At 69.9% G+C, this 14,386-nt stretch carries 10 protein-coding genes; 9 read left to right on the top strand and 1 reads right to left on the bottom strand.

Going from position 1 to position 14,386, the window contains the following annotated elements; all coding sequences use genetic code 11:
* The first annotated feature begins 45 nt into the window (after positions 1-45).
* The 9 genes from ppk2 to ACIBK3_RS37485 all read left to right on the top strand — a co-directional run bounded on the left by ppk2 (position 46) and on the right by ACIBK3_RS37485 (position 12,537).
* Positions 46-954, top strand: a complete 909-nt coding sequence (ppk2, locus tag ACIBK3_RS37525; RefSeq protein ID WP_399372275.1) for a polyphosphate kinase 2 — start codon at positions 46-48, stop codon at positions 952-954.
* A 256-nt stretch (positions 955-1,210) separates the two neighbouring features.
* Positions 1,211-1,756 (top strand): hypothetical protein, encoded by a 546-nt coding sequence (locus ACIBK3_RS37520; protein ID WP_399372274.1) that lies wholly within the window; start codon positions 1,211-1,213, stop codon positions 1,754-1,756.
* A gap of 300 nt (positions 1,757-2,056) precedes the next feature.
* Entirely contained in the window at positions 2,057-3,199 is a 1,143-nt protein-coding gene (locus ACIBK3_RS37515; RefSeq protein ID WP_399372273.1) for a LacI family DNA-binding transcriptional regulator, read from the top strand.
* A 410-nt stretch (positions 3,200-3,609) separates the two neighbouring features.
* The gene (locus ACIBK3_RS37510) at positions 3,610-4,965 is read left to right on the top strand and encodes an ABC transporter substrate-binding protein (RefSeq protein ID WP_399372272.1); all 1,356 of its coding nucleotides are present in this window, start codon (positions 3,610-3,612) and stop codon (positions 4,963-4,965) included.
* A gap of 1 nt (position 4,966) precedes the next feature.
* Positions 4,967-5,866 (top strand): carbohydrate ABC transporter permease, encoded by a 900-nt coding sequence (locus ACIBK3_RS37505; protein ID WP_399372271.1) that lies wholly within the window; start codon positions 4,967-4,969, stop codon positions 5,864-5,866.
* On the top strand, positions 5,863-6,792 hold the full coding sequence (locus ACIBK3_RS37500; RefSeq protein ID WP_399372269.1) for a carbohydrate ABC transporter permease: 930 nt from the start codon (positions 5,863-5,865) through the stop codon (positions 6,790-6,792). Before ACIBK3_RS37505 ends, ACIBK3_RS37500 begins: the two co-directional genes overlap by 4 nt.
* A gap of 65 nt (positions 6,793-6,857) precedes the next feature.
* Positions 6,858-8,993: a beta-galactosidase gene (locus ACIBK3_RS37495; RefSeq protein ID WP_399372268.1), complete on the top strand. Its 2,136-nt coding sequence runs from the start codon at positions 6,858-6,860 to the stop codon at positions 8,991-8,993.
* Between the two features lie 71 nt (positions 8,994-9,064).
* Positions 9,065-10,870, top strand: a complete 1,806-nt coding sequence (locus ACIBK3_RS37490) for an RICIN domain-containing protein (RefSeq protein ID WP_399372266.1) — start codon at positions 9,065-9,067, stop codon at positions 10,868-10,870.
* A gap of 569 nt (positions 10,871-11,439) precedes the next feature.
* Positions 11,440-12,537 (top strand): fatty acid desaturase family protein, encoded by a 1,098-nt coding sequence (locus tag ACIBK3_RS37485; protein WP_399372264.1) that lies wholly within the window; start codon positions 11,440-11,442, stop codon positions 12,535-12,537.
* 94 nt (positions 12,538-12,631) lie between these two features.
* Here the strand turns inward: ACIBK3_RS37485 and ACIBK3_RS37480 are convergent, their stop codons facing one another.
* Positions 12,632-14,377 carry an amylo-alpha-1,6-glucosidase gene (locus ACIBK3_RS37480; RefSeq protein WP_399372263.1) on the bottom strand — a complete coding sequence of 582 codons (1,746 nt, stop codon included), beginning with the start codon at positions 14,375-14,377 and terminating at the stop codon, positions 12,632-12,634.
* Positions 14,378-14,386 lie beyond the last annotated feature (9 nt).

Below are 14,386 nucleotides of genomic sequence, written 5' to 3'. Positions count from 1 at the left end.
CCTGGTGTTGGCCCGGAGTACGGGCTTCCTTGCTTCCATCGGGGAATGGCGCACGAGGGCGAGACGACGGAACTGATGTCAGAGCTGCGGGTCGACTACACCGATCACGACGATCCGGTGCTGATCCGGCCGGACGGCACTCCCATCGACACCTGGCGGGAGAACTACCCGTACGACGAGCGCATGGAGCGCAAGGAGTACGACCTCCACAAGCGGCTCCAGCAGATCGAGTTGCTGAAGCTGCAGAGCTGGATCAAGGAGACCGGCCGGCGGCTCGTCATCGTCTTCGAGGGACGGGACGCGGCCGGCAAGGGCGGCACCATCAAGCGGTTCACCGAGCACCTCAACCCGCGCGGCGCCCGCGTGGTCGCGCTGGAGAAGCCGACCGAACGGGAACGCGGGCAGTGGTACTTCCAGCGGTACGTCGAACATCTGCCGACCGCGGGCGAGATCGTGCTGTTCGACCGGTCCTGGTACAACCGGGCCGGTGTGGAACGGGTGATGGGCTTCTGCACGGACGACGAGTACCGCCGTTTCATGCGGCAGGCGCCCGCCTTCGAGCGGATGCTGGTCGACGACGGCGTCGACCTGATCAAGTTCTGGTTCTCCGTCTCACAGAGCGAGCAGCGCACCCGGTTCACGATCCGCCAGGTCGATCCCGTACGGCAGTGGAAGCTCAGTCCCATGGACCTGGCGTCGCTGGACCGCTGGGACGACTACACCGCGGCCAAGGTCGCCATGTTCCGCGAGACGGACACCGAGCAGGCACCGTGGACCGTGGTCAAGAGCAACGACAAGAAGCGGGCCCGGGTGGAGGCCATGCGCAGCGTCCTGGCCCGCTTCGACTACACGGACAAGGACGAGGCGGTCGTCGGCAGCCCAGACCCACGCATCGTGGGCGCGGCGGCCACGCTGCTGGAGGCGGGCGAGGACTACACGAGCTCCGAGCACTGACGATCAGGGCCGGGGTCGGGCCCCGCGCCCGGACCGGGACCTGGCGCGGGAGCGGGAGCAGGAGGGGGGCCAGGAGCAGGAGGGGGACCAGGCGCATCCCAGCCCACCGCGTCGCGGGGTGTGGCAGTCCCCTCAGGGGTACTCGACACCGCGTCCCACCCCACTCACACGTAGTCGGCCGGACACGGACACGGTCCTCGGCCCCCGGCCCCGGCCCCCGGCCCCCGGCCCCCGGCCCCCGGAAGGGAGCTGCCCGATGCACGATCGCCCGAACCGGACCGACGCGGACCTGCTCGGCATCTACCTCAACGATCACCTCGCCGGAGCCACGCTCGCCGTGGACCGGGCAAGGCTGCTGGCCGAGGCGGAGGCGGAGCGGGACCCGGCGCTCGCCGACGCCGTGCGGCCGTTCGCCGACGAGATCGCCGAGGACCGCGCGAGCCTGCTGACGATCATGCGGTCGTTGGACGTGCCCGTGCGCCGGTACAAGATCGTCGCAGGCCGTCTGGCCGAGAAGGCGGGCCGGCTCAAGGCCAACGGCCGGCTCGTCCGCCGCTCACCTCTCTCCCCCATGCTGGAGCTGGAGCTGCTGCGTCTTGGCGTGGAGGGCAAGGCCGCCGGCTGGCGGACCCTGCGCCGGCTGACGGGCGCCGACCCGCGCCTCGATCCCGGACACCTCGACTCCCTCCTCGAACGCGCCCAGCGGCAGCTGGACACGCTGGAGGAGCTCCGTCTGCGCCAGATCACGCGGACCTTCCAGCAGGCCGCCGACCGGCCCACACCCCAGGAGTCGCCCTCCTGAGCGACACGGCGCAGGGCCGCCGGGGCATGGGCCCGGCGACGGAGATCGTCGACGACCTCGTCGTTCCTCCTGTCATCGGTCCTCCCGTCATCGGTCCTCCCGTCATCGCTCCTCCCGTCATGGCTCCTCCCGTCATCGGTCCTCTGTCATCGCTCCTCTGTCATCGCTCCCCCGCCTTCCGGTTACGGATGTGTTCCGGACTCTTGACGGGCGCCTTATGACTGCGTAGACATGACTGCGCAGTCAGCCAGCAGGAGTCTGGCATCATCAGGCTCTACCGCGCGGCGATCCGGAGGCACCATGACGCGAGAGACAGGACGGGGCCGTGGCTCAGCCACGCCCCGCAGCGTGGACGTGGCCCGCCTGGCCGGGGTGTCGCAGAAGACGGTGTCGCGTGTCTTCAACGACGAGCCGTACGTCTCCGCCGACGTGCGCCGGCGGGTGCTGGAAGCCGCGGAACAGCTCGGTTACCGGCTGAACAACGCCGCTCGGGCACTGGCCTCCGGGCGGACCCGCTCGATCGGCGTCGTCACGCTCGGCACCGCCCTGTACGGACCCGCCTCGTTGCTCATGGGGGTGGAGCGGGTCGTCCGGGACACGGGATACGCGCTGCGCGTGGTCAACACGATGGAAGGCGACCCGGCGGGCCTCGCCGGTGCCGTGGACTCGCTCCTCGATCAGGGCGTGGACGGCATCGTCATCTCCGAACCGATCGACGAGGAAGGGGTCGACGGACAGCCGTCCCTCCACGTCGACGTACCGGTCCTCGTCCTCGGCGCGCCCTCACCCGTCACCGCTCCCACGGTGCTGACCGCGGGGGACGGTGCCGACCTGATGGCCCGCACGGCCACCGAACATCTGCTGACCCTGGGGCATGTGACGGTCCATCACCTGGCCGGACCGCAGCGGTGGTACGCCGCCCGGGACCGTCTGGAAGGGTGGCGAGCGACGCTGACCGACCATGGCAGGGAGATCCCTCCGGTCGCCGAGGGCGACTGGTCGGCGGGGTCCGGCTACCGGGCGGGGCGCTCACTCGCGGAGAACGGTGACGTCACCGCCGTCTTCGCCGCCAATGACGACATGGCGATCGGCCTGATCCGCGCATTGGCGGAGGCCGGCCGGCGCGTGCCGGAGGACGTCAGCGTCGTCGGCTTCGACGACATCCCGGTCGCCGCCTATGTGACACCTCCGCTGACCACGGTGCGGCAGCCGTTCGACGCCGTGGCGCAGGAGGGACTCAAGCGTCTGGTGCACACCATCGAGAACCCGGACGTGGAGCCGCTGCCGGTGAGCGACCCACCGGTCGACCTCATCGTCCGCACGTCCACCGCGCCTCCGCCGAGCCGGACGACCCCGGCCCGCGGGCGGCGTACCGCCTCCCGTCCGCGTGGAGGCACGCACCGTCCGTCGCCGCCGAACGGAGGCCAGTCCACTCACGGTTGAACCACAACGGTCGGCCCGTACCTCACGAACTCACGGCCTGCGCGTGATCCCGGAACGAGCAGCTTCACCGGTCACGCCCACGCCCTTGCGGACGCCTCGGCAGAACGGGCGTCGCAGGGCCACCCCTGCACACAGCAGACACAGCAGACACCATAGACAGAGCGGGCACAGCAGGCTCTGATCCACGTATGCGGTCCCCCTTCGAACACGCTCTCTTCGAACACCCTCCCCGGACCGTCCGACCACATCGGCTTCACGCCCTCGGTCGTCACCTCCGTGTCTTTCCACCATGCCTATGCGCGTGCCCGCGCCAGGCGTGCCCTCATCTTCGCCACCGGCGGGAGTCCACCATGCGCACATTCAGGTCAACATCCACATTCACATCCACGTCCCTGCCCCTCCCCTCCCCGATGAGCCGTCGGCTGTTCCTCACCGCGACGGGTGCCCTGTCCCTGGGCACGGCTCTCACGGCGTGCGGCGGCGGTGACTCCGGTGGTTCCTCCGCCGCCGCCAAGCCGGTCAGCCAGTCCGACATCGACAAGGCGATGAAGACGCCGACCCAGCTGACGTTCTGGACCTGGGTCCCGAACATCGACAAGGAGGTCGCACTCTTCGAGAAGAAGTACCCGGCGATCGAGATCAAGGTCGTCAACGCAGGCCAGGGCACCCCGCAGTACACCAAGCTGCGCACCGCGCTGAAGGCGGGCAGCGGTGCTCCGGACATGGTGCAGATCGAGTACCAGGCCATCCCGACCTTCACGATCACCAACAGCCTGCTGGACCTGCGCCCCTACGGCGCATCCGCGCTCAAGGGCCAGTTCGTCGACTGGACCTGGGGTCAGGTCAGCGGCAGCGACGGCGAAGTCTGGGCGATCCCCCAGGACACCGGGCCGATGGGCATGCTGTACCGGCAGGACATCTTCGACAAGCACGGCATCGACGTGCCCAAGACATGGGACGAGTTCGCCGCCGCGGCCCGCAAGCTGCACAAGGCCGACCCCGACGTCTGTCTCACCAACCTCGCGGCGAACCAAGTCGCCGCCTGGCACGGCCTGTTGTGGCAGGCGGGCGCCAAGCCGTACGTCACCTCCGGCAAGAGCGACATCGCCATCAGTGTCGACGACGCCGTCTCCAGGAAGCTCGGCGACTACTGGGGCGGGCTCGCGAAAGAGGGCGTCATCGGCGTCGAGCCGGACTTCACCGACGCCTGGTACGCCGCGCTCAACAAGGGCAAGTACGCCACCTGGATCACCGCCGCCTGGGGGCCCGTCTTCCTCTCCGGCTCGGCCAAGGCCACCGCGGGCAAGTGGCGCGCGGCCCCGCTGCCGCAGTGGGACGCGGCCAAGCCCAGCTCGGGAAACTGGGGCGGCTCGACCACCGCGGTCATCCGCTCGACCAAGAACCCCATCGCCGCGGCCCAGTTCGCGCAGTTCCTCAACAGCGACCCGGCCAGCGCGAAGATGTTCGCCACCGAGCAGTTCTTCTTCCCGGCGACCAAGGCACTGCTCACGGACGCCGACTTCGTCGGGGACGCGCCCTCCTTCTACGGCGGCCAGAAGGTCAACCAGGTCTTCGCCGACATCAGCTCCACGGTCAACGCCCACTTCCAGTGGCCGCCCTTCCTCGACCAGGCCGCGACCGACTGGACCGAGACAGTCGGCAAGTCCCTCGCCGACAAGACCGACACCGTCCGCGCGCTCGGCACCTGGCAGACACGGCTGACCACCTACGCCAAGAACCAGGGCTTCACCGTCAAGGGGAGCTGAGATGACGACCGCCACCACCGCGGCCCCCGCCAGGGGGCGGCGCCGTTCGGCAGGGCCCCTGTTCGTCGCCCCGTTCATGGTGCTGTTCCTGCTGCTGTTCCTCGCCCCCCTCGGTTACGCCGGCTACCTCAGTCTGTTCCAGGAGCGCTTGGTCGGCGGCACCGCCTTCGTCGGCCTCGACAACTACGTCCAGGCTCTGGGTGACTCCCAGTTCCTGCACGGCGTCGGACGCGTCGCGCTGTTCTTCGTGATCCAGGTTCCGTTGATGCTGCTGCTGGCGCTGCTGTTCGCCCTCGCGCTCGACAGCGGTCTGCTGCGGCTCGCGCGAGTGATCCGGCTGGGCATCTTCGTCCCGTACGCCGTCCCGAGCGTGGTCGCGACCCTGATGTGGGGCTACCTGTACGGACCGGACTTCGGCCCGTTCGCCCAGCTGAGCCGGAAGCTGAGCCTGCCGGTCCCGGACTTCCTCAGCGACAGCTGGATGCTCGGCAGCCTGGCGAACATCGTGACCTGGGAGTTCGTCGGCTACAACATGATCATCCTGTACGCCGCCCTGCGGACGATCCCCCACGAGCTGTACGAGGCGGCCTCGATGGACGGGGCCGGTGCCTGGCGTATCGCCTGGTCCGTCAAGCTGCCGGCACTGCGCCCGGCACTCCTGCTCACCCTGCTGTTCTCGGTGATCGGCAGCTTCCAGCTGTTCAACGAGCCGAGCCTGCTGATGAAGATCGCCCCGGATGTCATCAGCAGCTCCTACACCGCCAACCTCTACGCCTACTCCCTCGCCTTCACCGGCCAGCAGGTCAACTACGCGGCCACGGTGTCCTTCCTCCTCGGCCTCGTCATCGTGATCGCCTCCTACGCCGTCCTGCTCACCGCGAACCGCAGGAGGACCCCGTGACCACGACCACCCCTCCGGCCCCGGTCGCGCCCAAGGCGACGGAACGGGTGCACGCCGCTCCCGCGAAACGGCACCGGGCCCGCCGCAGCACCCCGCTGACGATCGCCATGCTGGCCGTCCTGGCGTACTTCCTCCTCCCCCTGTTCTGGCTGCTGATCGCCTCGACCAAGAGCGCCCAGGACCTGTTCAACAGCTTCGGCCTGTGGTTCTCGCACGCCCCGCAGTTGCTGACGAACGTCGAGAAGACCTTCACCCAGGACGACGGGGTCTTCGTGCACTGGCTGCTCAACACGGTGTTGTACGCGGGCGTCAGCGCGGTCGGTGCGGCGCTGCTCGCCGCCGCCGGCGGATACGGCTTCGCCAAGTTCCGCTTCCGCGGCGACCGGGCCGCCTTCAACCTGGTGCTCGGCGCCGTCATGGTCCCGACCACCGCCCTGGCGATCCCGACCTACCTGCTCTTCGCCAAGGCGGGCCTGGTCAACACCCCGTGGGCGATCATCCTGCCCTCACTGGTCAACCCCTTCGGCCTGTACCTCATGCGCATCTACGCCCAGGACGCCATCCCGGACAGCCTCCTGGAGGCCGCCCGGATCGACGGTGCCGGCGAACCCCGGATCTTCTTCCGGATCGCGCTCAGGCTGCTGGGCCCGGGCCTGGTGACGGTCCTGCTGTTCACGCTCGTGGCGACCTGGAACAACTACTTCCTGCCGCTGATCATGCTGAACGACCCGGACCTGTACCCGATCACGGTCGGCCTGTCGTCCTGGGCCGCGCAGGCGCAGAACGGCGGGGCCGGTTCCAGCAGCGACATGCTCGCGCTGGTCGTGACCGGTTCCCTGATCTCGATCCTGCCTCTCGTCGTGGCCTTCCTCCTGCTCCAGCGGTACTGGCAGAGCGGCCTGGCCACGGGCGGCGTCAAGCAGTAGGGCGCGCAGTCCTCGTGAGGGCCACGCAGCCCTCGTTCCACTCCCTGTCTTCGGAGGTTCCCTTCATGGCGGCTCTGCCTGCCCGCGTCCTCTTCGGCGCCGCGTACTACCACGAATACCGGCCCCCCTACGGCACCGACCTCCCCGACGAGCGCCTCAAGACCGACCTCGACCTGATGGCCGACGCGCATCTCACCGTCATCCGGGTCGGCGAGTCGGTGTGGTCGACCTGGGAGCCGGAGAACGGGCGCTTCGACCTGGACTGGCTCCAGCCGGTGCTGGACGGCGCCCACGAACGGGGCATCTCCGTCGTCCTCGGCACGCCGACGTACGCCGTGCCGCCGTGGCTGGCCCGGCAGTACCCGGAGATCACCGGCGAGCGGCGCACCGGTGAGCGCATCGGCTGGGGCGCCCGTCAGGAGGTGGACTTCACCCACCCGGCGTTCCGGTTCCACGCCGAGCGGGTGATCCGTAGGATCGTCGCCCGCTACGCCGACCACCCGGCCGTCATCGGCTTCCAGGTCGACAACGAACCGGGCAACGAACTGCTCCACAACCACGGTGTGTTCCAGCGCTTCGTCGACCACCTGCGGGCCAGGTACGGCGACGTCGAGACCCTCAACCGCGAGTGGGGCCTGGTCTACTGGTCGCACCGGCTGTCGACATGGGCGGACCTGTGGACCCCGGACGGCAACGCCCAGCCGCAGTACGACGTCGCCTGGCGGGAGTTCCAGGCCCGTCAGGTCACCGAGTTCATCGGCTGGCAGGCCGACATCGTCCGCGAGTACGCCCGGCCCGAGCACTTCGTCACCACCTGCATCTCCTACAAGCGCCCCGCGGTGGAGGACGACGAGCTGACCGACCGGCTCGACATCGCCTCCGGCAACCCCTACTACGACATGCAGGACGGGCTTCTGCTGCCCGATCCCACGCCCGACGGCCACGAGCAGAGCTGGAAGACGACCGGCGTGTGGTCGCTGTACCAGACCGCCGACTGGATGTTCTCCTCGCGCCAGGAGCCGTTCCTGGTCACCGAGACCAACGCCGGCTCCATCGGCTTCCCGTGGGACAACCGGCCCGCCTACGACGGGCAGTGGCGGCAGGCCGCCTGGGCGCTCGTCGGGCGCGGGGCCCGCATGATCGAGTACTGGCACTGGCACACGCTGCACTTCGGTGCGGAGACCTACTGGGGCGGCATCCTGCCGCACACCGGCCGGCCCGGCCGCACCTTCGCCGAACTCGCCCGTCTGGGCGCCGAGTTCGAGGCGGCAGGGGAGCTCGTCGCCGGGCTCGAACCGGACGCGGACATCACGATGGTGTACTCGACGCCGAGCAAGTGGCTCATGCAGAAGTACCCGCCGCTGGCGAAACCGGACGGCCTTCCGGACCCGGAGGCCTACCACCGCATCTTCGACCCCTTCTACCGCGGCGCGTTCGAGGCCGACCGCCAGGTCCGCATCGTCCACGCCCGCCAGCTCCACGACCCGCGCGGGGAACGCGAGGGCCTGACGCCCGAGGAGGCCGTCCGCCGCCACCCCGCCCTCGTCGTCCCGGCGTTGTACCTCGCCGCCGACTCGACGCTCGACTGGTTCGCGGCCTACGCGGAGGCGGGCGGCCACCTGGTCCTCGGCCCGCGCACCGGCTACGCCGACCACGAGGCCAGGGCCCGGCAGGAACCGGCCCCGGGGCGGCTGACCGGCGCCGCGGGGGTGACGTACGACGAATTCAGCAACCTCGCGGCGGACATCCCCGTGCGCTCCACGCCCGGCGGGCCGCTCGACCTCCCCGAGGCCGCCACGGCGACGCGCTGGGCGGACGGCCTGACCGTCACCGACGCCGAGGTGCTGGTCACGTACGACCACCCGCACTTCGGCCGCTGGCCCGCGGTCACCACCCGCCGGCACGGGGCGGGCCGCGTCACCTGCGTCGGCACCGTCCCCGGCCACGGCCTCGCCCAGGCACTCGCCACGTGGCTGGCGCCGGCCTCCCGCAGCACCTGGCGGGACCTCCCGGCGTCCGTCACCGTCACGAGCGGCACCTCCCCCGACGGACGCCGCGTCCACATCGTCCACAACTGGAGCTGGGAGCCGGCGAGCGTCCCCGCTCCGGTGGACCTCACCGACGCCCTGGCCGGCACGCCCCTCCCCGCGGGCGCGGCGCTGGATCTCGGCGCCTGGGACGTCCGCGTGTTCGCCTCCTGATCCACCTTCATCCACCCCTCGATCCACCTCTTGCAGGCATCACCGTGGTCGTCGTCCCCCGAGGAGGGGCTATGCAGAGAAGAAGACTGGTGCAGGCGCTGGGAACCTTCGCCGCGGCATCCGCGATGCTGGCGATACCCATGGCCGGCGCGCGGGCGTACAACCCGACGGGCGGGATCCTCTACCAGCTCGGCAGCGATCCGTGCCTGAAGGGGCGGGGCAACTGCGCGATCTACCCCAAGTCGTCGCAGCTGCCGAGCGGCCGGCTGGTCGCGTCGTTCGAGAAGTCCACCGTCGTACCGGCGACGGGCAGCGCGGACCAGCAGACGCTCCCCGTCTACAAGAGCGACGACCACGGAACGACGTGGCAGCCTTTGTCGGAGGTGAAGGCTCCGGCGTACCTCTCCAGCGACCCCGCGTACGCGAAGTACACGAGCAACTGGACGAACCCCTACCTCTACACGCTTCCGCAGGACGTCGGGAACCTGAAGCAGGGCACGCTGCTGCTGGCGAGTGTCGTGTCCGGCGACGACTACTACTACAAGGAACACAAGGCGGCCGACCCGAACTGGACGCCGACCAACGACGGGGACCGCAAGGACCTGGCGATCGCCCTGTACTCCAGCACCGACGAAGGCGCGACGTGGAAGGTCGTCAACGTCGTCGCCACCGGCGGCTGGCAGGGCGGCAGCGCGGGCGCGACCGGCCAGAACATCGCGAACGCCAACACCGGCAAGCAGACGGATCCGCTGTGGGAGCCGTACCTGATGGTCTACAAGGGCCGGCTCGTCTGCTACTACTCCGACGAGAACGACTACACCGGCTTCGACGCGACGACCGGCGTCCCGACCCTGGACCCCGCGAACGACACGGCGAAGGACTCACTCGGCCAGATCCTCGTCCACAAGACCTGGGACGGCCGCAGCACGGCGTGGAGCGCCCCGGTCGTCGACATCGCCGGACTGACCCAGGACATGGGAGGCGGCAAGACGGAGATCGGCGGCGGCCGTCCGGGCATGGCCAACGTCGTCCGCATGACGGACGGCAAGTGGCTCCTCACCTACGAGTACTGGGGCGGCGGAGCGAACACCAGGTACCGGATCGCCACCGACCCGTTGAAGTTCTACACTGGCTCCGCCACCGGCGACGGCGTCACCTCGCTGCCCGTCGACACCGGCTCGCACGCCCTCGCGACCGGCGGCAGTCCGGTCCTCATCAGGCTTCCCGGTGGGCGCCTGGTGTACAACGCGGCCGGCAGCGGCAACGTCTGGGTCAACGAGAGCGGACGCGGCAACGGGGTCTGGAAGGAGTACCAGACGACCTCCCCGGCCGGCTACAGCCGCAACCTGCAGTACGTCGACGGCACCGGACGCCTCGCGATCCTCAACAACCAGGGCACGTCGACGCTCGCCTACGCCGAGGTCGACCTCGGCCATTCCGACGGCGCCTACTACCAGTTGGTGAACCGCAAGACCGACCAGGTGATCGGCACCGGGAACAAGACCAACGACGCGAACATCGGCAACGGGGACGTCCCCGACGTCGTCCTGGAGGATCCCGGGTCGGCGGCGAACGACGACACCCAGTACTGGCATGTGGTGACCGAGCCGAACGGCGGCACGACCCTGCTGAACAAGTCGGGTGGCCGGGCCGCCGCCATCTGGACCGGGAACGCGACGGCCGGCCAGCGGATCGGCCAGTGGGTCGACAACAGCGCCACCGGCAGCTGGAATCTCGTCAAGACCAGCGACGGCTTCTACAGACTGCAGGCGGTCAAGAACACCGGCCTGTACCTGACCGGCGCGTCCGCCGGGGCGCCGCTGACCCTGCAGACCGCGGCTCAGGACGGCTCGCAGGACTGGGAGCTCGTCCGGTAGGGCCGCTGCCCACGCTCTGCTCCGCCGCACGGTGCCGGGACGGCCGTACCTCCCCGACGTCGAGCTGCCGCCGTACGGGGCGCGGCAGGGCGCCGTCGATCTCGTCCTCGTCGCGCGGGCGGAGCAGGGTGCGCGAAAACCGAGCGGTGCGCCGAGGACGAGCGGCACGGCGGGCGGGGCGGTCCGGAAGCGGTCCCCGAGGGTGTTGACCAGCAGCACCGCCACGCCCGGGAGCACGGTCGGCTCAAGACCGGTCACGCTGTGTCCCCGGCCCGCTCAGGTCCAGGTCGTCCTGTGAAGCGCCGGTATCGTGCCGGTCCTGGTGCGGGCCCCACAGGGTGGTGTCCGCGCGCTCCCCTGCGGGACACGCCCCGCCGACCGGGAACCTTCCCCGCGCCCCGCCCGTTGAAGCCGATGGTTGTGGTTGAAGTTTTCGACCGTGGAGCGCCCGCGAAGCTCTGACAGCGGGTGCTCGTCGTTTTCGTGGGTTGTCTTCGACGGCTGGCGACCAGCAGCCCGGATCACGCGAGCGCGCGTCGTCCGACTTCTCGCCGTCTCGAAGGAGACACGTGACGACTGACATCATCGACCGGGGTACTGGTCCGGGTCCGGCGGATCCGGCCGGGACGACCACACGCCGGCCCGACAGCCGGGGCAGTGAGTACGCCGCGCTGTCCCGCGAGGTGAAGAAGAGCGGGCTGCTGAAGCGGCGCCCGGTCTACTACTCCGTCAAGGTCGGGGGGAACCTGCTCCTGCTGGCCGCCGGATGGACCGCGTTCGCCCTGATCGGGCAGTCGTGGTGGCAGCTGGTGACCGCCGCCTTCCTCGCGGTGATGTTCACCCAGACGGGGTTCATCGGGCACGACGCCGGGCACCACCAGATCGCCGCCTCCAAGCGTGTCAACAACCTGCTCGGCCGCGTGCACGCCGACCTGCTGATCGGGCTGAGCTACGGCTGGTGGATCTCCAAGCACAACCGGCACCACTCCCACCCCAACCACGTCGACCGCGACCCCGACATCGCCGACGGCGCGATCGCGTTCACCGAGGACCAGGCCCGGGTCCGGAGCGGGGCGTACGCCTGGCTGGCCCGCCACCAGGCCTGGCTGTTCTTCCCGATGCTGCTCCTGGAAGGGCTCGCCCTGCACGTCGCCGGCGTACGGGCATTGCTGGAGCGCACCGGCACCACGACCTCCCGGTCGACCAAACTGGCCGAGGCCGGACTGCTGACGGCCCACCTCGTCGGCTATCTCGCCGCGCTGTTCCTGGTCCTGTCCCCCCTGCAGGCTGTGGTTTTCCTCGCCGTGCACCAAGGACTGTTCGGGCTGTACATGGGGTGCTCGTTCGCCCCCAACCACAAGGGCATGCCCATGTTCGCCAAGGAAGACAAGATCGACTTCCTGCGCCGGCAGGTCCTGACCTCACGCAACATCCGTGGCAACCGGTTCACCGACTTCGCACTCGGCGGGCTGAACTACCAGATCGAACACCACCTGTTCCCCTCCATGCCGCGGCCCGGCCTGCGCCCCGCCCAGCAGCTCGTCCGCTCCTTCTGCGCCCGGCACGGCATCGCCTACCACGAGACCGGCCTCTTCAACTCCTACGCCCAGGTGCTACGGCACCTCCACGCGGTCGGCGGCCCACTCCGCCCCGAGCTGGAGTACTGAGGCCGTACCTCAGGTGCGGCAAGCCGTCGCCGACGCCGCCGGTCTGTCCCTGCCGCGGACGGGCGGACCCGGGGCCGATGCGGAACGCGGCCGGTCAATGGCTGTTTCGGTGTGCGTGTGCCTCGGCGAGGAGGAGGTAGCCGGCGGCGGTCCAGGTGTAGGCGCGGTCGCGCAGGCCTGTTCCGGTGAGGGCGTCGAAGTTCTCGGCGAAGCCGTGGGTCTCGCACAGGGCGCGGAAGCGGGCGCTGATCTCGTCCGCCAGGCGGTCGTGTCCGGCGCGGCGCAGTCCGTCCTCGATCAGGACCGTGGCGGGGGCCCAGATCGGCCCGCGCCAGTAGCCGTCGGAGAGATAATGGGGTGAGGTCGGCAGCTCGGTGGCCAGACCGTACGAGGTCAGGTGGGCCTCGATGCGGCCGGCCAGCACACCGCTGACGTCGTCCGGCAGATGCTCGCCCAGTGCGATGGGCATCAGGTCGAGGAGGCTGGAGCTGTCCCAGGTGTCCCCGCTGTCGACGCCCCGGGTGACGAACCGGTCACCGGTCCAGAGCTGGTCGAGCATCGCCGCCTGGGTCTCCGTGGCCGTACGCGTCCACCTGAGCGCCTGCTCCGGCCGCCCCAACTCCGTTGCGAGTTCGGCCAGTTGGTGCAGCTGGAGAACGAGGAAGGCGGCCAGGTCCGCGGTGACGACCACGCGTTCGGGGTCGAAGGTGGTCGCGTTGTCCCAGCCGCTGTCGTTGCCGTGCTGGTAGTGGGGCAGTTCGGCGCCGGGGGCGCGTCGCGCGGTGAGCCAGAAGTCGGTCCAGCGTTCCAGTCTGTCGTACGTCTCGGCCAATTCGGCCTGTCCGGGGGGCGTGCCCAGCCGGCGGCGGAGGTGGCCGAACGTCCAGCCGTGGATGGGGGGTTTGACGAAGTTGTGGAGCACCTCGGAGTGGGTGACCGAGTCGGGCAGCGCCCCGGTCTCGTCCTGGTGGTCGAAGGGCAGGTGGAACTGGTCCCAGGCCAGTTCGGGGCTACCGGGGGCCAGCGCAAGGGCATTGAAGCAGTGGTCCCAGCTCCAGACCTTGTCCATCCAGTGCTTGGACATGAGGACGGCGGGGCGGGTGACCAGCCCCGCCGGGCGCACGGTCGCGGACCACAGGACGTAGGCGGCGAGTTCGGCGGCCGGGGTGGCGGACGAGCGCCAGGGGGCCACCGTGTCGACGAAGTCCGCGAAGGCGTTCCGCGCGGCCTCGACGGTCTTGTCGAAGGTCACCGGCGCCGCGTACGGCGGGCGGGCCGTGTCGAGTTCCTCGACCGCGATCTCCCAGGTACCGTCCACGCCGACGGCGACCGTGAGGCCGCGGTCGGCGCTGCCGAGGGCCTGACTGCCGAACGTGTCGGTCACCGTGCCGGAGAGCACCGTCACGCGGTAGCGGCGTCCGGTCTCGTACGACGTGAACACATAGGCGCCGGCGGCCGCGTCGTGGAAGAAGTAGGTGCCGCTGAAGGGGGTCAGCGTCCCGGCCGCCGCCGAGACGCGCAGCGGCAGTCCTACGCCGCGCAGGCGTACGGTCTCCGGCGACTCGTAGGCGAGATCGGTGCGGCCGGCCGCGCCGATCCAGCTCAGCAGACCCGGTCTCGCCTCCACGCGGGTCTCGGCCCGCTCCCCCGTCGCACTGTCGAGCGGCATCAGGCGCAGGACGGCGTGCATGCCGTTCTGGTGCGAGACGAGGTGGAGGTCCTCGGCGTACGTCTTCTCCGCCACCACGGGCGAGATGTCGAACCAGGATCCGTGCGTGCTGAACGGGATTTCGTAGACGGAGAAGGCGGAGAAGGCCGGGCCGGATCGGTCGGCGGTCATGAAGTGTCA

Source organism: Streptomyces sp. NPDC050287, from assembly GCF_044459385.1.
Taxonomy (GTDB): Bacteria; Actinomycetota; Actinomycetes; order Streptomycetales; family Streptomycetaceae; genus Streptomyces.
This window is presented reverse-complemented; position numbering and strand designations above follow the sequence as displayed.